Source organism: Amycolatopsis sp. NPDC028719, from assembly GCF_055565395.1.
The window spans coordinates 1-17,504 of record NZ_JBVHUL010000017.1; the positions used below are offsets into that span (position 1 = coordinate 1).

General features: G+C 70.9%; 19 protein-coding genes and 1 pseudogene. 7 read left to right on the forward strand and 13 right to left on the reverse strand.

Annotated features, from left to right (window positions below; translation table 11 throughout):
- Positions 1 to 243 precede the first annotated feature (243 nt).
- Entirely contained in the window at positions 244 to 576 is a 333-nt protein-coding gene (locus ACZ4TR_RS46620) for a helix-turn-helix domain-containing protein (protein WP_364515945.1), read from the forward strand.
- 32 nt (positions 577 to 608) lie between these two features.
- Positions 609 to 803, forward strand: coding sequence for a phosphoketolase family protein (locus tag ACZ4TR_RS46625; RefSeq protein ID WP_465295275.1), 195 nt, complete (start codon positions 609 to 611; stop codon positions 801 to 803).
- A 444-nt stretch (positions 804 to 1,247) separates the two neighbouring features.
- On the opposite strand, the gene ACZ4TR_RS46630 is transcribed toward ACZ4TR_RS46625, so the two are convergent.
- The 6 genes from ACZ4TR_RS46630 to ACZ4TR_RS46655 all read right to left on the reverse strand — a co-directional run bounded on the left by ACZ4TR_RS46630 (position 1,248) and on the right by ACZ4TR_RS46655 (position 7,884).
- The gene (locus tag ACZ4TR_RS46630; RefSeq protein WP_465295277.1) at positions 1,248 to 1,823 is read right to left on the reverse strand and encodes a hypothetical protein; all 576 of its coding nucleotides are present in this window, start codon (positions 1,821 to 1,823) and stop codon (positions 1,248 to 1,250) included.
- Between the two features lie 313 nt (positions 1,824 to 2,136).
- Complete coding sequence (locus tag ACZ4TR_RS46635) at positions 2,137 to 3,279, reverse strand: AI-2E family transporter (RefSeq protein WP_465295279.1); 1,143 nt, start codon at positions 3,277 to 3,279, stop codon at positions 2,137 to 2,139.
- Between the two features lie 331 nt (positions 3,280 to 3,610).
- On the reverse strand, positions 3,611 to 4,072 hold the full coding sequence (locus ACZ4TR_RS46640) for a VOC family protein (RefSeq protein WP_465295281.1): 462 nt from the start codon (positions 4,070 to 4,072) through the stop codon (positions 3,611 to 3,613).
- Between the two features lie 108 nt (positions 4,073 to 4,180).
- Positions 4,181 to 5,515, reverse strand: coding sequence for an enolase C-terminal domain-like protein (locus tag ACZ4TR_RS46645; protein WP_465295283.1), 1,335 nt, complete (start codon positions 5,513 to 5,515; stop codon positions 4,181 to 4,183).
- Positions 5,516 to 5,538: 23 nt separating this feature from the next.
- Positions 5,539 to 6,876, reverse strand: coding sequence for a gluconate:H+ symporter (locus ACZ4TR_RS46650; protein WP_465295285.1), 1,338 nt, complete (start codon positions 6,874 to 6,876; stop codon positions 5,539 to 5,541).
- A gap of 45 nt (positions 6,877 to 6,921) precedes the next feature.
- Positions 6,922 to 7,884 (reverse strand): 5-dehydro-4-deoxyglucarate dehydratase, encoded by a 963-nt coding sequence (locus tag ACZ4TR_RS46655; protein WP_465295287.1) that lies wholly within the window; start codon positions 7,882 to 7,884, stop codon positions 6,922 to 6,924.
- A gap of 104 nt (positions 7,885 to 7,988) precedes the next feature.
- On the opposite strand from ACZ4TR_RS46655, the gene ACZ4TR_RS46660 reads away from it, so the two are divergent.
- Positions 7,989 to 8,792: an IclR family transcriptional regulator gene (locus ACZ4TR_RS46660; protein WP_465295289.1), complete on the forward strand. Its 804-nt coding sequence runs from the start codon at positions 7,989 to 7,991 to the stop codon at positions 8,790 to 8,792.
- Between the two features lie 54 nt (positions 8,793 to 8,846).
- Here the strand turns inward: ACZ4TR_RS46660 and ACZ4TR_RS46665 are convergent, their stop codons facing one another.
- Complete coding sequence (locus ACZ4TR_RS46665; protein ID WP_465295291.1) at positions 8,847 to 9,629, reverse strand: SDR family NAD(P)-dependent oxidoreductase; 783 nt, start codon at positions 9,627 to 9,629, stop codon at positions 8,847 to 8,849.
- A gap of 85 nt (positions 9,630 to 9,714) precedes the next feature.
- On the opposite strand from ACZ4TR_RS46665, the gene ACZ4TR_RS46670 reads away from it, so the two are divergent.
- The gene (locus ACZ4TR_RS46670; RefSeq protein WP_465295293.1) at positions 9,715 to 10,557 is read left to right on the forward strand and encodes a helix-turn-helix transcriptional regulator; all 843 of its coding nucleotides are present in this window, start codon (positions 9,715 to 9,717) and stop codon (positions 10,555 to 10,557) included.
- Positions 10,558 to 10,574: 17 nt separating this feature from the next.
- Here ACZ4TR_RS46670 and ACZ4TR_RS46675 read toward each other — a convergent pair whose 3' ends face one another.
- Positions 10,575 to 11,162, reverse strand: a complete 588-nt coding sequence (locus ACZ4TR_RS46675; protein WP_465295294.1) for a TetR/AcrR family transcriptional regulator — start codon at positions 11,160 to 11,162, stop codon at positions 10,575 to 10,577.
- Positions 11,163 to 11,257: 95 nt separating this feature from the next.
- Here ACZ4TR_RS46675 and ACZ4TR_RS46680 point away from each other — a divergent pair, with 95 nt between their 5' ends.
- Positions 11,258 to 12,292 carry an NAD(P)-dependent alcohol dehydrogenase gene (locus ACZ4TR_RS46680; RefSeq protein WP_465295296.1) on the forward strand — a complete coding sequence of 345 codons (1,035 nt, stop codon included), beginning with the start codon at positions 11,258 to 11,260 and terminating at the stop codon, positions 12,290 to 12,292.
- A gap of 1 nt (position 12,293) precedes the next feature.
- Here ACZ4TR_RS46680 and ACZ4TR_RS46685 read toward each other — a convergent pair.
- A pseudogene (locus ACZ4TR_RS46685) lies at positions 12,294 to 12,579 on the reverse strand (helix-turn-helix domain-containing protein); the annotation flags it as partial.
- A 22-nt stretch (positions 12,580 to 12,601) separates the two neighbouring features.
- Complete coding sequence (locus ACZ4TR_RS46690) at positions 12,602 to 13,465, reverse strand: helix-turn-helix domain-containing protein (protein ID WP_465295298.1); 864 nt, start codon at positions 13,463 to 13,465, stop codon at positions 12,602 to 12,604.
- A 145-nt stretch (positions 13,466 to 13,610) separates the two neighbouring features.
- On the opposite strand from ACZ4TR_RS46690, the gene ACZ4TR_RS46695 reads away from it, so the two are divergent.
- Entirely contained in the window at positions 13,611 to 14,351 is a 741-nt protein-coding gene (locus ACZ4TR_RS46695) for an SDR family oxidoreductase (RefSeq protein ID WP_465295300.1), read from the forward strand.
- A gap of 62 nt (positions 14,352 to 14,413) precedes the next feature.
- Here the strand turns inward: ACZ4TR_RS46695 and ACZ4TR_RS46700 are convergent, their stop codons facing one another.
- Positions 14,414 to 14,758, reverse strand: coding sequence for a cupin domain-containing protein (locus tag ACZ4TR_RS46700; protein ID WP_465295302.1), 345 nt, complete (start codon positions 14,756 to 14,758; stop codon positions 14,414 to 14,416).
- A 36-nt stretch (positions 14,759 to 14,794) separates the two neighbouring features.
- On the opposite strand from ACZ4TR_RS46700, the gene ACZ4TR_RS46705 reads away from it, so the two are divergent.
- Positions 14,795 to 15,391 (forward strand): TetR/AcrR family transcriptional regulator, encoded by a 597-nt coding sequence (locus tag ACZ4TR_RS46705; protein ID WP_465295304.1) that lies wholly within the window; start codon positions 14,795 to 14,797, stop codon positions 15,389 to 15,391.
- 6 nt (positions 15,392 to 15,397) lie between these two features.
- On the opposite strand, the gene ACZ4TR_RS46710 is transcribed toward ACZ4TR_RS46705, so the two are convergent.
- Positions 15,398 to 16,393 carry an RNA polymerase subunit sigma-70 gene (locus tag ACZ4TR_RS46710; RefSeq protein WP_465295306.1) on the reverse strand — a complete coding sequence of 332 codons (996 nt, stop codon included), beginning with the start codon at positions 16,391 to 16,393 and terminating at the stop codon, positions 15,398 to 15,400.
- Positions 16,394 to 16,427: 34 nt separating this feature from the next.
- Complete coding sequence (locus ACZ4TR_RS46715) at positions 16,428 to 17,420, reverse strand: zinc-binding dehydrogenase (protein WP_465295308.1); 993 nt, start codon at positions 17,418 to 17,420, stop codon at positions 16,428 to 16,430.
- Positions 17,421 to 17,504 lie beyond the last annotated feature (84 nt).

Sequence of the window (17,504 nt, forward strand, 5' to 3'; positions counted from 1 at the left end):
GGGAACGGGAGCATCATTGGATCGCCCGCAGCGGTTGGTCTTTGCCGCGCGGGTGCCGCAGTCCCATCGAGTTCGGAGGTGGTGCTCGGTCACGAGTAAGCGATCCCCGCGGAATCCGGTTTTCGGCCGGACGCGGGTGCAGGACGCCGGCGGTCGCGCCGGTTGACAATGGTGAAAATCCCTACCCTCGAGGACCCCGGGCGCCGGAGTGGCGCCCGGGGTCCTCTGCGACGTGGAGGTGGAATGATCCCTGACCAACAAGGCCCGGCCACGCCCCGTGCGGCCGACAAGTTCGACGACGAGCAATACCCCGCCTACACGATGGGCCGGGCCGCCGACATGCTCGGCACCACCCAAGGCTTCCTGCGCAGCCTCGACGAGGCCGGCCTGATCACCCCGCAACGTTCCGCCGGCGGGCACCGCCGCTACTCCCGGCACCAGCTGCGCCTGGCTGCCCGGGTGCGGGAACTGGTCGACCACGGCACCGCCATCGACGCCGCCTGCCGCATCATCACCCTCGAAGACCAGCTCCACGAAGCTCAGCGCCGCACCACCGAACTCCCCGCCGGCGACTGAACCTCCGAATCGGCACGCGGCCCCGGCGCCGCGTGCCGATATGCGGCCAAAGCCACGCCCCTGCGCGGCCATGGCGCGGCAACACCGGCCCGTTCGGTGAGCTGCTGCGCGACGTCTACCGCGCCAGTACCCGGGAATCCGGCGGCGAGCGGAAGTTCGAGCGGCTGTTCACCGCGACCGCCGACGTCGTGTTCGCCTTCCACGGCTATCCCCGGGCCGTGCACTAGCTGCTGCACGGCCGCGCGGACCCTGGTCGTGTTCAACCGGATGAGCCGCTACCACCTCGTCCTCGAAGCATTGCGCAGGTCCGCCCAGGTGCCCGAAGGCGGGGCGGGGCTGGCCGACCGGCGCCGGCTTCAGGTCAGGAGAGAGCCGGACGGGGAGGGCCCGCCGTCCGGCTCCGCGAGACCGTCGGCGGGTTCCGGCCCGAGGATGGCGAGCAGCGGGCTACGCGACGACCGGACTGCGGTCGCAGGGAAAGGAAGTTGGCCCGAACAAGCACGTTCACCGGTGCAGGGCGGCCGAAGCTGGTCGGCCGCCGGCGTGCGAAATGCTTCGGCAGCCGGATGCCGCGCCCCGCGGCCAGGATCAGCCGGTGCAGTCGGGGACTGCGGGGACGCTGCCGACGCAGTTGTTCGGGGTGTTGGGGGTGATGGGTGAGTTGGTCGTGGTCATGGTGCCGCCTTGGCGGTAGACGCCGCCGGCGGAGCCCAGGAGCAGCAGTGCGTGGTTGTTGGTGGTGAGGGTCGTCGCGGTGGAGCCGACGGCGGAGATTCCGCCGCCCCGGCCCGCATTGTTGCCGGTGATGAACAGGGGGGCTGCCGGAAACGCCGGTGACCGTCAGCGAGCCTCGGAGGCCGTTGCAGATGGCGCCGCCGTCGCCGAGCAGCGTGCTGTTGCCGGACACTGCCGGTCGGGCCGACCTCGGCGATGCGGGACATCCCCAGGCCGAGCAGCGAGGCGTTGGTGACGGTCGCGGGGCCGACCATCTCGATCGGTGTCGTGATCACCGGCAGCGCGTTCGCCGCGCCGCCGTGGGCGGTGATGCCGTAGGTGCAGCCACCCGCCAGGACGAGGGTGTCGGAGGTGGGGGTGGAGTTGGCCAGGTTCACCGCCGCGACCAGAGCGTTTTCGCTGCAGGCCACCGGAATGGTGATGGCCGGCGCGGCCGGGGCCAGAGCGACCAGGCTTCCGGTCGCGATGGTGGCCCCGAACAGGACCCGGACGATGGTGCGGATACGTCGCATGACGATTTCTTTTCCTGGAAATGCTGGGAATGATCCGCCGGCGCGGTGCGCCGGCGGTGAGAAAATTCGTAGACGGTGCGTGATCTGATCCACGCGAAAGGACCCCGGGTTCGCCGTCCGCTTGGGCGATCGCGGATTTGTTGCGGCACCGGGGTCCAGGGTTGCAACCGTCAACCTGCTCTTTGGTCCGGGTGAGGGATACCCCAGGCCCCCGGGGTGGGGGTGTTCCCGGTGAGCGACAATCCGGCCGGATCCATTCTTGCCGATCACCGATGGCGAATCGGAAGTCGCGGGAATTGCTTTTACTTCGGGGTCAGGTGCGGTCGAGGCGAGGATGGAGCACCTCGCGCAGGAGCAGCAGGAGGGCGGCGGCGACCGGGATGGCGACGAGCGCGCCGATGACGCCGAGCAGCGCGCCGCCGACGATCACCGCGACGACCGTCACCAGTGCCGGGATCTTCACCGCGCCTCCGATGATCCGGGGGACCAGGAGGTAGTCCTCGAGGAGCCGGTAGACGACGAAGAAACCGATCGTGCCCAGGCAGACGGGCAGCGACACCGTCAGGGCGACGAGACTGACCAGTACGCCGCCGACGACCGAGCCGACGACCGGGACGAGGTCGAGGATGGCGACGGTGATGGCGAGCAGGGCGGGGTAGGGGACGTCGAAGATCAGCAGCCAGAGCAGGGTGAGCACGCCCGCGATGACCGAGATCGCCAGGTTGCCCAGGACGTAGCCGCCGACCTTGGTGAAGATCTGATCTCCGAGGAGGATGGCCCGGGGCCGGCGTGAGCGCGGGAGCAGGCGGTAGGCGCCGGCGCGGATCCGGGGCAGGTCCCCGACGAAGTACACGGTCAGCACCACCAGGATGAGCACGTTGGTCAGCGCGCTGAACACGGCTTGGCCCGCACCGAGCAGGCCGCTGCCCAAGGCGGATCCGCCGACCAGGCCTTCGACCTGTTGCTGGAGGTGGAACCGCTCGTTGAGCCGGCCCAGGAGCGTGCTGTGGTCCTGGGCTTCGCGCAGGTAGGCGGGTGCCTTGGCGATGAACTGGCTCGCCTGCTCGACCACGACGGGGATGGCGGCGGTGAGGAAACCGCCGACGGCAAGCAGCCCGGCGACGAACACGGTCGTCACGGCGAGCCAGCGGGGAAAGCGGTGCCGGGTCAGCCACGCCACCGCGGGTTCGAGCCCGATGGCGAGGAACAGGGCGAGGCCGATGAGGACGAGGACGTCCTGGAGACCGACGATGACCCGGACGAGCCCGTAGGTGACCGCGACACCGGCGGCGGCTGTCATGCCGATCAGGAATGGCGAGCGCCGGTTGAGGGGTTTTCCGCTCGCGCCCAGGGGTTGTTCGGCGGTGCTGAGTTCGGCCGCGGTTGCTTCGTCGTCGGTGAAGCCGCTCGGAGGTGGTGGGTCTTCCGGTGGAACCGGCACGTCGGGCGAGGACACGGGCAAACCTCCAGGGAACCGGCGGCGCCGGGCGGGGTGGACCGGCGCGTTCGCCGGAGGCTGTCGGCTCAACCGGTTGTCATCCAACCACGCCGGACCCCCGTCCGCGACGTTCGCGCTGCGCGCAGGATCACGATGGTCCGTTGTTGCACCGCCCAGTGGCTGAGGAGGCTGGCGACGCGATGCGGCTCTTCGAGATCCGGTGCCCGCTCATCGCCAACGCCGGCGGCCAGGGCTTGCTGTGATTCGTCCTTTGTGGACGAGGTGGTGACTGCGGCAAGCCGACGCGCCGCGGCGCGCCGACCGTGGCCGGGCTACCTGTGCTTTGCCGTCAATCCAGGCAGAACTCGTTGCCTTCGGGGTCGGTCATCACGATGAACCCGGCGCTGAGCGGAGGTTCGGGCTCGAAGCGGCGTACCCGGGTCGCCCCGAGGGCGACCAGCCGCCGGCACTCCGCTTCGAGCGCCGCCATCCGCTCCTCGCCCTGCAGGCCCGGTGCGCTCCTGACGTCGAGGTGGACTCGGTTCTTCGCGGTTTTGTCCTCCGGCACCTGCTGGAAGAACAGGCGCGGGCCCTGACCGTCGGGGTCTTCGACGGCGGAGCTGCTGTTGCGCTGGTCTTCCGGCACGCCGACCCGCTCGAGGAACTCGTCCCAGGCGGCGAAGGGGTCGGCGCCCTCGGGCAGCTCGACGCCGGGCGGTGCCGGGTGGACGTAGTCCAGCACCTCGCGCCAGAACGCCGAAAGCGCTCGGGGGTCGTGGGCGTCGAACGTGATCTGGACGTGTCGGCTCATCGGGGTTCTCCGTTGGTCGTCGTCGGGCTGACGTCGCCCATCCTGACATCCGAAGCGGACTGACGCGGTCCTCGATTTCGTCGCGGCCGGGCCGGTGGACACCCCGGCCTAGCGCACCAGGCAGGGACGTTTGCCGTCGAATTCCCAGCCGGGAACGAGGTAGCGCATGGCGATGGTGTCGTCGCGAGCGCCCAATGCCTTCTCTTGGTAGAGCTCGTGGGCCGCGAGCAGCCGGTCCCGGTCGAGCTGGATGCCCAGGCCGGGGGAGTCGGGAACGGCGATCTCGCCGCCGATGATGCGGGGAGGGGCGGTGGTGAGCCGCTCGCGGCCTTCCTGCCAGATCCAGTGCGTGTCCAGGGCGTTGTACTCACCCGGCGCCGCGGCGCCGCAGTGGGTGACCATCGCCAGCGAGATGTCGAAGTGGTTGTTGGAGTGGCAGCCCCAGGTCAGGCCCATCGCGTGGCACAGCTGTGCCACGCGCACCGAGCCCTGCATGGTCCAGAAGTGCGGGTCGGCCAGGGGAATGGAGACCGACTGCAGGGCGAGCGCGTGGGTCAGCTGCCGCCAGTCGGTGGCGATCATGTTCGTCGCGGTGGGCAGGCCGGTCGCGCGCCGGAACTCGGCGAGGATCTCGCGTCCGGAGTAGCCGCCCTCGGCGCCGCACGGGTCTTCGGCGTAGGCGAGGGTGCCCACCAGGGGCCGGCACAGCTCGATCGCCTCCCGCAGGGACCAGGCGCCGTTCGGGTCCAGCGTGATCCGGGCGTCGGGGAAGCGCTCCTTGAGCGCCAGCACGGCCTTGACCTCTTCGGTGCCTTCGAGGACACCGCCTTTGAGCTTGAAGTCGCGGAAGCCGTACCGGTCGTAGGCCGCTTCGGCCTGACGGACGATCGCGTCGGGCGTCAGGGCTTCCTCGTGCCGGATGCGGTACCAGTCCACAGCCGCGCCGGGTTCGCCGACGTAGTCGAGGTCCGTGCGGGCGGAGTCGCCGACGTAGAAGAGATAGCCGAGGACGCGGACGGAGCCGCGTTGCTGCCCGTCACCGAGCAGGGCCGCGACCGGCACGTCGAGGTGCTGGCCCAGCAGGTCCAGCAGCGCCGCTTCGACGGCGGTCACCGCGTGCACGGTGGTGCGCAGGTCGAAGGTCTGGGCGCCCCGGCCGCCGGTGTCGCGGTCGGCGAACCGGTCGCCGATCTCCCGCAATACGCGTTTGTAGTCGCCCACCTTCGCGCCGACGACGAGGGACTCGGCGTCACGCAGCGTCCGGGTGATCTGCTCGCCGCCCGGTACCTCGCCCAGGCCCGTGCGCCCTTCGGAGTCTTCGAGGACGACGATGTTGCGGGTGAAGTAGGGGCCGTGGGCGCCGGAGAGGTTCAGCTCCATGCAGTCCCGGCCGGCGACCGGGTAGACGGAGAACGCGGTGACGATCGGCTGCTTGACGCTCATGGATGTCCTTCTGTGCCGGGTGTTCAGATGTTGAGGGCGTTGAGAATGCCCTCGACGGCGAGGACGCCGCCGAGGCCGAGGACAGCGAGGACGGTGGTGTAGCCGGTCCGGACCTTGATCGCTTCGACGACCGAGAGGTTGAAGTATTCCTTGAACAGCCAGAAGCCAGGGTCGTTGACGTGGGAGAAGGCGATCGAGCCGCAGGAGACGGCCAGCACCATCATCTCGGGGTGGATCCCGCTGCCCGCCACCAGCGGCAGCACCACGCCGGACGCGGTGACGACGGCGACCGTGGCGGAGCCGAGCGCCACACGCAGGATGACCGCGATGAGCCACGCGAGGATGAGCGGCGAGACGGGCCAGCTGTGCGTGACATCCTTGATGTAGTCGGAAATCCCGCCTTCGACGAGTACGTTCTTGAACGCGCCGCCGGCGCCGATGACCAGCAGGATCATCGCCATCGCCTTGGCCGCCGACGCGCACGAGCCGCCGACCTCTTCCAGGCTCCGGCCGATGCGCGGGCCGAACACCCAGATCGCCAGGAGCAGGGTGAGCAGGAGCGCGATCGGGGCGGAGCCGATGAAGGCGATCAGGTGCAGGAAGTGGCTGTCGCCGGGCACGGCCAGCTCGGTCACCGCGGCGCCGGCGATCAGCACCACGGGGAACAGTGCCACGCCCAGGGACCAGCCCAGGCCGGGCATTTCCTCGTCGGTGAACTCACGCTCGCCGACCAGGCCCGTCGGGACGGCGGGGTCCATCCGCTTGACGAACGGCAGCCGCGGCCACACCAGGGCGATGAGCGCGCCGGCCGGGACGGCGATGAACAGACCGTAGAACAGCGTCAACCCCACCGAAGCGTGGAAGGTCGCGGCGACGGCGGTCGGCCCGGGGTGGGGCGGCAGGAAGCTGTGCATGGTGGACAGGGCGATGGACATCGGCAGCCCCACCCACAGCAGTTTCTTGCCGGTGACGCGGACGAGGGTGAACGCGATGGGCACGATGATGACGAAGGCGACCTCGTAGAACATGGTCACGCCGATGAGCATGGACGTGACGACCATGGCGACCTGGACCCATCGCGGGCCGAAGGCGTCGAGGAGTCTTCCGGCGATCCGTTGTGCGGCACCGGAATCGCCCATGACCCGGCCGACCATGGCGCCGAGGCCGATGGTGAGCATCGTGTCGCCGATCTGGTCCCCGATGCCTTCGGAGAGGACATCGGGGATCTTGACCAGCGGGATCCCCTGGACGATGGCGACCGCCACGGCGACGAGCAGCAGCGCGGCGAAACCGTTCAGCTTCAGCTTGGTCATCAGCAGGAGCAGGATCAGCACGCTGATCCCGACCACGATGAGCGGCATGGCAGTTCCCCTTTGAACTGTGGGTCGAGCTGAGGGCGGGTTTGGTCAGGCGAGCCGGCGTGCGGCGCCGACGAGGTCCAAGCCGGTGTCGAGCACTTTCGCCAGGTCGGCGAGGTCGCCCGGGCCCGGGTCGGTGAGCGGGGCGCGGACCGGGCCGACGGGCAGGCCGCGCAGCCGGGCGGCCGCCTTGACCAGCGAGACGGCGTAGCCGGGCACTCGATCGCGCAGTTCCACCAGGGGCACGTAGAACTCCCGCAGCAGCTGGTCGACGGCGTCGTCGTCGCGTGCGGTCAGTGCGGTGAAGAAGGCGTGCGCGATTTCCGGCGCGAAGGCGTGCACGGCCGAGGAATAAGCCGCGACGCCGACGGTGGCGTAGGCGCGGGCCTGGATTTCGGCGGTGGCCGCGCCGTTGAAGAACAGGAAGCCCTCCGGTGCGGCGAGGGTGAGGCGCTGGAGCCGGTCGAGGTCGCTGCGCCCGTCCTTGAGGCCGATCACGGCGGGGATCTCCGCGATCCGGCGCAGGCCGGCGGCGGTGAAGGAGACCTGGTCGCGCTGGTAGGCGATCAGCGGAAGGCGGGTGCCGTCGGCGACCCGGCGCAGCTGCTCCACCAGCCCGTCCTCCGGCGCGGTGACCAGGTAGTGGGGAAGCACCAGCAGGGCGTCCGCCCCGGCCTCCTCGGCGATCCGGGCGAACCGCCGCGCTTGGGCCCAGCCGTAGCCGACGCCCGCGACCACCGGCATCCGGCCGTCGGCCACTTCGACCGCGCTCGTGACGACGGTGCGGTACTCGTCCTCGTCCAGCGCGCCGAACTCGCCCGTCCCGCAGGCCGGGAACACGGCGCCGGGCCCGGCGGCGGACTGCGTGGCCAGGTACGTCCGGTACGCGTCCGGGTCGAGGTCGCCGTTGTCCCGGAAACTGGTGAGAGGAAAGGAAAGAACCCCGCCGGCCATACCGTCGCGCAGCCGCTTGGCCACGGCCTCGGGTGCGTGTTCGGCGTTCAAGTACATGAACACATCCTCATATGCAAACGACATCTACGTATGCAGATGGAGGATAGGCGGGTGAACGCTTAGGGTCAATGGCCGTTCCGAGCGCGATCTACGATGAGGGCATGTCGGAGGGTGCGGAAGGCCAGGCCAGGGGAGTGCGTGGCGTGAAGTCGGCGGCCCGGACCGTCGCGCTGCTGGAGCTGCTGGCGGCGCGAGGCGATCGCCCGGCCCGCCTGGACGAGCTCGCCGCCGAGCTGGACGTGCCGCGCAGCAGCATGTACCAGCTGTTGCAGACCCTCGTCGACTGCCGCTGGGTGCGCACGGACGTCACCGGCTCCCTCTACGGGATCGGGATCCGGGCGCTGCTCACGGGCACGAGCTACCTCGACACCGACCGGCGCGTGCGCGTGATCCGCCCGTACCTGGACGAGGCTTCGGACGCACTCGGCGAGACGATCCACCTGGCCCGGTTCGACAGCCCGAACGTCGTCTACCTCGCGACCCGCGAATCCCACGAATACGTGCGCACGATAAACCGCGTCGGCCGCCGGGTCCCGGCCCACGCCGGCGCCCTCGGCAAAGCACTGCTCGCCGAACGTCCCGACGACGGACTCCCGCTCCCGGCCGAACCGTTCGCCGCGCTGACCGAGCACACCCACACCGACCGCGCGTCGCTGCTGGCCGACCTGGAGCAGGTGCGCGAGCGCGGATACTCGACCGAACACGAGGAAACGGTGCCGGGGATAGCGGGCTTCGGGTTCGCGTTGCGCTACGACAGCCCCGCGATCGACGCGATCAGCTGCTCGGTCCCGCTGGCCAGGCTTACCGTGGACCACGAAGCCCGCATCGTGGCGATCATGCGGGAGGTCCAGGCGAAGATCGAGACCCTTCTGGCGCCCGCTTCCGGGGCCCCCGACTGGCGTTGACGGTCGGCGCCGAAGCCGAGCTTGATCGGCAGCGGGTCACCGTCGGGCCGTGTTTCAGGCGCCGGCGCCCCCGTCCACCGGCACGATCGCGCCGGTCACCATCGAGGCACGGTCGCTGAGCAGCCACGCCGCCACCTCGGCGACCTCGCGGGGCTCAGCCATCCGGCCGAGCGGGGTCGACGCGTTGATGCGCTCGATGACGCCCGGGGTCGCCGCCTCCCACGCGTCGATCATCTCCGTGCCGGTGCCACCGGGGGTGATGCCGTTCACGCGGATGCCCTCGCGGCCCCAGGTCACGGCAGCGGTCTCGGTGATGCTGTTGAGCGCGCGCTTCATCGCGCCGTACGCGGGGAGGGCGGGGTTCGCGCGGCGGCTGCCGATGCTCGACGTGTTGACGATCGCCCCGCCGCCGCCCCGGCGCATGAGCGCGGCCTCGGCCGTCATGGCGGTCCAGTGTGCCCGGAAGTTCACCGCGAACTGCTCTTCGACGTCGTCGTCGCTGGTGGTGTCGAGCGGGCCGGGTCGCTGGATCGCCGCGCCGTTGTTGAACGCGCCGTCGAGCCGTCCGTGCAGCTGCTCGACGCGGTCGACCGCCGCGCGGATGCTCGCCCGGTCGGCGAGGTCCACCGTCACGGCGTCGGCGACGCCGCCGTCGGCGCGGATCCCGGCGACGATCCGCTGGAGGGCGTCGGTGCTGCGCGCGGCGAGCACGACGGCGGCGCCCTCGGAGGCGAAGAGCCGGGCCGCGGCCGCCCCGATGCCGCGGCTGGCGCCGGTGATGAACACGATCTTGCCGGTGAGCAGGCCGATGGGGGTGCTGTCGCTGTGGTTCGTCATGACCACAGCCTGTGCCGGTCTCCGGACCGGATACAGGCACAAGCGGTACCAGGGTCCGCCGCCGCGCGGTGTGCAGACTGGGGGTATGGACAAGCAGGAGCTCGGGGCGTTCCTTCGCAGCCGTCGCGAGCGGCTGCGGCCGCAGGACGTCGGCCTCCCCGCCGGGCCGCGACGCCGGACACCAGGCCTTCGCCGCGAGGAGGTGGCGGTCCTCGCGCACATCTCCACGGAGTACTACGTCCGGCTCGAGCAGGGCCGGGCGCCCCGGCCGTCGGGCGAGGTCCTCGCCGGGATCGCCGGCGCGCTGCGGCTCACCGACGCCGAGTCCGATCATCTGCACGTCCTCGCGGGCACTGCGCCGAGTCGTACCGGACTGCATCGGCGCGACGTCCGCCCGAGCATCCTCGCGCTCCTCGAGCGGCTGCCGCAGACGGCCGCTTTCGTGACCTCCGCCGCGTTCGAGGTGCTCGCCTGGAACACCCTCGCCGCTGCGCTCATGGAGGACTTCGCCGCGCTCGCCCCGCAGGACCGCAACCTCGCCCGCCGAGCCTTCCTCGGCGCGGAGCAAGCCGATCCGCTGTACGGAATCTCCGACGCCGCGGAGTTCCGGCACCACGTCGTCATGGAGCTTCGCGCCACCCTCGCCCGCTACCCGGCCGATCCCGCGGTGACGGGCCTCGTCGCGGAGCTGCGGGACGCCAGCAGCGAGTTCGCCCGGCTCTGGGAACAGCACGACGTGCAGGCTGCGCCGGTGCTCACCAAGACCTTCCGCCACCCGGTCGCCGGGGAGATCACCGTCGACTGCGACTCACTCGCGCTCACCGACCGCGACCAGCACCTCGTGCTCTACAGCGCGCCGCCGGGATCGCCCGACGCCGAGGCTCTCGCCTTTCTCGACGTGCTGGGAGCCGAGGCCAACAAGTCCTGAGGGCCCGTGGCGGAACCTCAGCCCGTCATCACCGCGCGGCGGACGGTCTCCCGCAGCAGGGCGCGGCGTCCGTCGTGCCGGTCCGGCGGCTCGTCCGCGGTGGCCGCGTAGACGTTGCTGACCGGTGACCACGCCATCGACATCGCGATGACCACCGCCATCACGTCGAACGGGTCGCCCGGCCGCACGAGCCCGGCGGCCTGTGCCTCGGCGATCGCCCGGAGCTTGCGGTCGTCGAGCCGGTCGGCGTCGGCGACGAGGTGGCCGGCTGGGCGCCGTTCCAGGCGGGCCCAGGTGGCCAGGCGGATCAGGTCGGGGCGGCGCAGGTACTCGTCGTAGAGGCGCACGGCCCAGTCCGCGAGGTCGGTGGCGTCGATCGGGACGACGTTCACGATCCGTTCCAGCGAGGCGAAGAAGATCGCGTCGAACAGGCCGTCCTTGCTGCCGAAGTAGGCGTAGAGCTGTGCCTTGTTGGTGCGGGCGGCGCTCACGATCCGCTCGATGCGGGCACCCGCGATCCCGTGCTCCGCGAACTCCCGCGTCGCCGCCTCGAGGATGCGGTCTCGGGTCGCCGTGCCGCGGGCGGTCAGGGGCAGGTCGGTCATCGGGCGAGCCTAGCAACAGAACAGTCGGTTTGCTTTTCGGCAGGACTGTGCCTACGGTGAAATAGACCGAACAGTCTGTTTGGATGGGAGTGGTCATGCGGGAGACGGTGGGCTGGGGAGTGGACGGCGGAGCCGGGGAGTTGCGGCGAGTGCCTCTCGAGCGGCGGGACCTGCGTCCGGACGACATCGCGGTCCGGGTCGATTACTGCGGTGTCTGCCACACCGACGTCCACTCCGTCGACGCGCATTCCGGCGGCCTCCTCGTGCCTGGTCACGAGTTCACGGGAGTCGTGACCGAAGCCGGGTCCGCGGTCACGCGGTTCGCCGCGGGCGACCAGGTCGCCGTGGGCAACATCGTCGATTCGTGCGGCGTGTGCGTCATGTGCGCAGCCGGGCAGGAGAACTTCTGCCGCGAGTTCCCCACCTTGACCTATGGCGGCACCGACCGCCGCGACGGCTCGACGACCTTGGGGGCGTACACCCGGGAGTACGTCGTCCGCGATCGCTTCGCCTACCCCCTGCCCGCCGGGATCGACCCGGCCGCCGCGGCGCCGCTGCTCTGTGCCGGGATCACCGTGTGGGAGCCGCTGCGCAGCCTCGGCGTCGGGCCGGGCACGCGGGTCGGGGTCGCCGGGCTGGGCGGGCTCGGGCACATCGCGGTCAAGCTCGCTGTGGCGCTCGGCGCGGAAACGACCGTCATCAGCCGCTCGGCGGGCAAAGCCGAAGACGCCCGCAAGCTCGGCGCCGATGACGTCGTGGTGTCCACCGATCCGGCGCAGCTGGCCGCCGCCCGGGACCGCTTCGACGTCGTCGTCGACACCATCTCAGCGCCCCACGACCTCGGTCCGTACCTGGGGCTGGTGGCCATGGACGGCACGCTCAGCCAGGTCGGCCACCTCGGGCCGGTCACCGTGCAGACCATGGACTTGCTGGTGGGGCGCAAGAAGCTCACCTCGGGCGGCAGCGGTGGCGCGCCCGCCACGGCCGCCATGCTGGCGTTCTGCGCCGAGCACGGCGTCACCGCCGATGTCGAAGTGCTTCCGTCGGCGCGGGTGAACGAAGCCTTCGATCGTCTGCGGCACAACGATGTCCGCTACCGCTTCGTGCTGGACATGGCGGACCTGGCCTGAGCCACGACCCGGTGTGCACCCAGGCCGGCGCGTCGGAGATGGCGTCGAGCACCTGCTGGACGCCGGGCCGCACAGTGGCCGGCGGGGTCCGGCGCCGCCGGTGGGCGCTTCGGCGTTGCGGGCGAGGGTGAACAGGTGCTCGCGCTCGGCCCCGTCGAGCTGCAGGGCCCGGGCCGGCGCGTCGAACACGCTCTCGGGTGTGCCGGCGAGGTTGCCGCGCTCCATGCGCACGTAGTAGTCGATCGAGACCCCGGCCAGCGCGCGACCTCTCTACGCCGCAGCCCTCGGGGTAGGTGCCGTTCCGGCCGCCTACGAGGTAACGCCAGTACCCCCGAACGAGCGGTCCGCCGGCCCGTTCGGCGCCGCGGATGCCAACGAGGCGAGCAACGCGACCTTCTCCGCGCTGTCACTGTGTTCGTCGGGGTAGTAGATGACGAGGATCAGCTCGTCGACCGGGAGCTTTTCGCGGTGCAGGCGCATCGGACCGACGACCGGATGGGTGACCGATGTCGTTCCTCCTGCCGGCTGCCGGATGTCGTGTCGCGCCCAGAGCGACCGAAATCGCGCGCTGGCAAGCGAGAGCTCACCCACGAGCTCGATCGCGCGCGGGTCGGCGGTGTCGTCGCCGAGGGAGCGGCGGAAGGAAGCGATGAACTCGTCGACGGCGCTGTCCCAATCGTCGTGGAACTCGCGCTCCTCGGGATCGAGCATCAGCGACCGCAGCCGGTTGTGGCCGGGCGCGAGCCTCGGGCTGAACGCGACGGCGAGGGGATTCGAGGCGACGACGTCGAAGTACCGGTTCTCGATGAACGCGGGGATGTCGAGCGCTGCGAGGAGATGGTGCAGCCTCGCCGGCACTCGGCCGGAGCGCCGGGTCCGCCGGCCCCGGGGACGAGGGCCTCCCAGGCTGAGCAGGTATTCCGTCTCGACGTCATCCAATCGGAGGACGCGAGCCAGGGATTCCAGGACCTGGGCGGACGGGTTCTTGTCCCGTCCGCGCTCGAGCCGGAAATAGTAGTCGGCGCTGATGCCCGCCAGCAGTGCGACCTCTTCCCTGCGCAGACCTGGCACGCGGCGACCGGAACCGGCCGGGATGCCGGCTTGGTGAGGCGTGACCAACGCGCGTCGTGCGCTCAGGTACTCGCCAAGCCGGTTCTCGTCGTCCGCATCCACGACTTCCACATTAGCGACGGATCCGCCGCCGAAAGGTGCCCTGTCACTACCCGGATCGAGGGGGCCTTCCTGCGGCGAACGCGCCGGTCGAACCTGGTGGTGTGCCGGTCACCGGGCCGGATTCCGAAGAGAAAGAGAAGCAGGAATGGACATCAGCGGACGCACCGCACTGATCGTCGGTGGCACCACCGGAATCGGCCGCGGCCTCGCCCGGCGGTTCGTCGACGCCGGCAGCACCGTCGTCGTCGGCGGACGGCACACCGACCAGGTCGAGGGCCTCGAGACGGTCCGGGTCGACGTCACCGACCCGGCCTCCGTCCTCGCCGCCCGCGACGAGGTCCTCGCGAAGCACCCCGACCTCGACCTCGTCGTGACGATGTCGGGCGTCATGCTCACCGAGGACCTCCGTGACCCCGGCCACCTCGCCCGGGCGGAGACCACCATCGCGGTCAACCTCCTGGGCACCATCCGGGTGATCGGCTCGTTCACCCCGCACCTGATCGGCCGCGGCGCCGGCGACATCATCACCGTCTCCTCCGGCATCGGATTCCTGCCGTTCCCGCTCATGGCCACCTACGGCGCCTCGAAGGCCGCCGTGCACTCCTACACCGAGTCGCTCCGCGCCCACCTCGCAGGCACCGGGATCGGTGTCACCGAGCTCGTCCCGCCGGCCGTCGCCAACGCGGGCCAGGAGAAGCTCAACCCCCGCGCCCTGCCGCTGGAGGGCTTCCTCGACGAGGTCGTCGGGCTCCTCACCCAGACCCCGACCCCGGACGAGATCGTCGTCGAACGGGCCAAGGCGCTGCGCTGGGCCGAGCGCGACGACACCTACGCCGAACTCCTGGCCGCCCGGTCCCAGGCGCTCGGCAACCTTCCCGGACGCTGAGCGGCGGCCGTCGGGGTTCCCTTCGGCGGGCACCGGAGCTGCGCCGGCCGCGAAGGTGCATCTCAGGGTTCAGCGGGCCCCAATGCGGTGGCCGGGGCGAAGCCGTCGGGACGAGGCTCCTTCAGCTCGATGAACACCGAATGCGTCGGGGTGTCACCCACGTTCTCGCCTGAATGTTCCTGTTCGCCGAGCCACCGGACGGCGCCTGCCGGCAGGTCGACGCTCACTTCCTGGTCGCCGGCGTGGATGCGGCGCCGGAAAGCGCCGAGGGTGACCATGACGCTGTCCGGGTGGTGGTGCGGTGCGGTCCGATCGCCTGGCCCGTCGAGGTACTCGAGCACCCGGACCCGTTCGTTCTCGAAGGCGACTCGATACAGCTCGGGGTTCGTGTCCGTGGGATCGGCCATGGCTGCCTCCTTGTGGCACTGAAGTACCATGATGGCATGGAGGTGCCATATGAGTCCACCGGCCGCCGGCGGCAGAAGGGCCGGACCCGGGCCGCGCTGGTGGCGGCCGCGCACGAGTTGCTCGCGGCGGGGGAGTCTCCGGCCGTCGAGGACGCCGCCGCCATCGCGGGCATCTCGCGGACCACGGCGTACCGCTACTTCCCGAACCAGCGCGCCCTGCTGCTCGCCGCCTATCCGGAAATCGAGGACGGCGTCGGGTTGCTGCCGGCCGATGCGCCGGCCGACGTGGAGGCGCGCCTCGATCTGGTCATGCGGTCGTTCCTCGATTTCGTGGTGCGCTGGGAGCCGCAACTGCGGGCACAGCTGCGGTTGTCCCTCGAGCCGGGAGCGGCTCAGCCGATCCTGCGTGGCGGCCGGGCGATCCGCTGGATCGAGGAGGCGCTGGCGCCGCTGGCCGAGTCGCACCCGCACGTCGGCATCCGCGAAACCGCCGTCGCGATCCGATCCGCGACGGGCATCGAGTCGCTGGTGTGGCTCACCGACATCGGCGGGCTCGACCGCGAACGCGCCGTCGAAGTACTGGCCGGTTCCGCGCGAGCGATCCTTCGAGCGGCCCTCGAGCCCGCGGACTGAATGGCCTCAGTGCGCGAGCACGTCCGGGAAGCCGAACATCGCGACCAGTGCGGGATCGTGGAACTTGATCACGTGCCGGACGCCGGTCGCCGTGGCGGCCAGCACCACGACGCCGTCGGCTCGCAGTGCGCCGTCCGAGTCTCGGTGGTACACGACGGCGGCGGGGTGGCCGTTGGCCGTGGTGGGGATCATCCGCCAGTCGCCCGGTGTGCCGAGCACGAACGCGTCGAGCACGTGGAGGCACATCGCCCGGCCCGACTGCCAGTCGCGGAACGGCGTCGCCTCCAGCGTGGCGTCGGCGCGCAGCACCTGTTCCAGCAGACCGGCATCGGAGTGCTCGAAGGCCGCGATGTAGCCCTCGAGCAGGGCACGCGCCCGCCGGTCGGTCGGTTCGAGCACCTCCGCGGGCTCCGGCTCCACCTCGTCCAGCCGGACCCGGGCGCGCTGCAGACCGCTCTTCACCGCCGCGACGGTCGTCCCGAGGACCTCCGCGGTCTCGGCCGCGGAGAACGCCAGCACTTCGCGCAGGATGAGGATCGCGCGCTGGCGGGCGGGCAGGTGCTGCAGGCCGGCGATGAGCGCGAGCCGCAGCGACTCGTGCGCGACCACGACGGCGGCCGGATCGTCGGCGGGCGGGGCGATCCAGGCGTCCGGCATCGGTTCCAGCCACGCGACGTCGCCGGGCGCGACGGGACTCGGTGGCCGGTCGGGTCCGTCGTACGGGCCGGTCAGGCCCGAGGGCAGCATCCTGATCCGCCGTGGTTCCACCGCCCGCAGGCAGACGTTGGTGGCGATCTTGTAGAGCCAGGACCGGATCGACGCCCGGCCCTCGAACCCGGAGTAGGACCGCCACGCCCGCAGATAGGTCTCCTGCACCAGATCCTCGGCGTCGTGCGCCGAGCCGACCATGCGGTAGCAGTGCGCCAGCAGCTCGCGGCGGAACCGTTCGGTCTCGGCGGTGAACCGGTCCTCATCCGGTGCCGTCCGCGCGTGCGATGTCACTCCGGGAGCCTAATGACCCGGTACCGGAAGTGTTTCAAGGCAGCAACGCCAGTTTGCCGACGGTGGCCCTGGATTCCAGCTCTGCGAGCGCTTTCGGGCCGTCGGCCAAGTCGTAGGCGGTGGGCCGGCCGGGGGTCACCACACCGGTGGCGACGAGCGAGGACAGCTCGCCCATGACGTCGCCGAAAATCCGTGGCGCGGCGCTGATCAACACGCCGAGGTTGAATCCGATGACGTGGACCTGGTGCTGGTAGACCAGGTCCCAGTTGGTGATCGCGGCTTCGCCGCCCGCCAGGCCGAAGACGACCACCCGGCCGGTGACCCGCTTGGCCGCGGCCAGGCTCGCCTCGAAAGTGGCGCCGCCCGCCGACTCCAGCACGACGTCGGCGCCGGCGCCACCGGTCAGCCGCAGCACCTCGGCGACGAGATCGCCACCGCGGGCGTCCAGGACGTGGTCGGCGCCCGATGCCAGCACCGTCTGGTGCTTGCCCGGCGAGGCGGTCGCGATGACCGTCGCACCGTAGTGCTTGGCCACCGTGACCGCGGCCTGGCCGGTCGCGCCCGCCGCGGCGTGGACCAGCACGGCCTGCCCCGCGGTGACGTCACCCAACGGCTTCAGCGCGGCCAGCGCGGTCGGCCAGTTCACGACCAAGCCCAGCGCCTGCTGCTCCGTCCAGCCAGGAGGCACGGGCATCGCCGCGGTCGCCGGCAGCACCATGTACTCGGCGAACGCGGCGTTCCCGATGCCGACGACACGAGCCCCCAGCGTCGGGCCCGTTGCCGCGTCGCCCGTCGCGACGACCTGACCGGCAGCCTCGAAACCGGCCAGATAAGGCGGCCGCGGACCGTCCAGGAACGTGCCGTGGGCCTTCGAGACGTCGGCGAAGTTGACGCCGGCGGCGGTGACCCGGATCAGGACCTCGTCCGGGCCGGGGCTCCGCACCGGTGCGCCGGTGATCAGGCGCATGTCCTGCGGGCCGTCGAGGGAAGTCTGCTGCAGCGCGCGCATGGTCGAGGGAATGGTCATGGACGATCAGCCTTGCTTTCCGGGGTCGGTGATCGGGACCGGCCCATCGCGCGGGCCGCGTCTCCGATCAGGTAGATCCCGGCC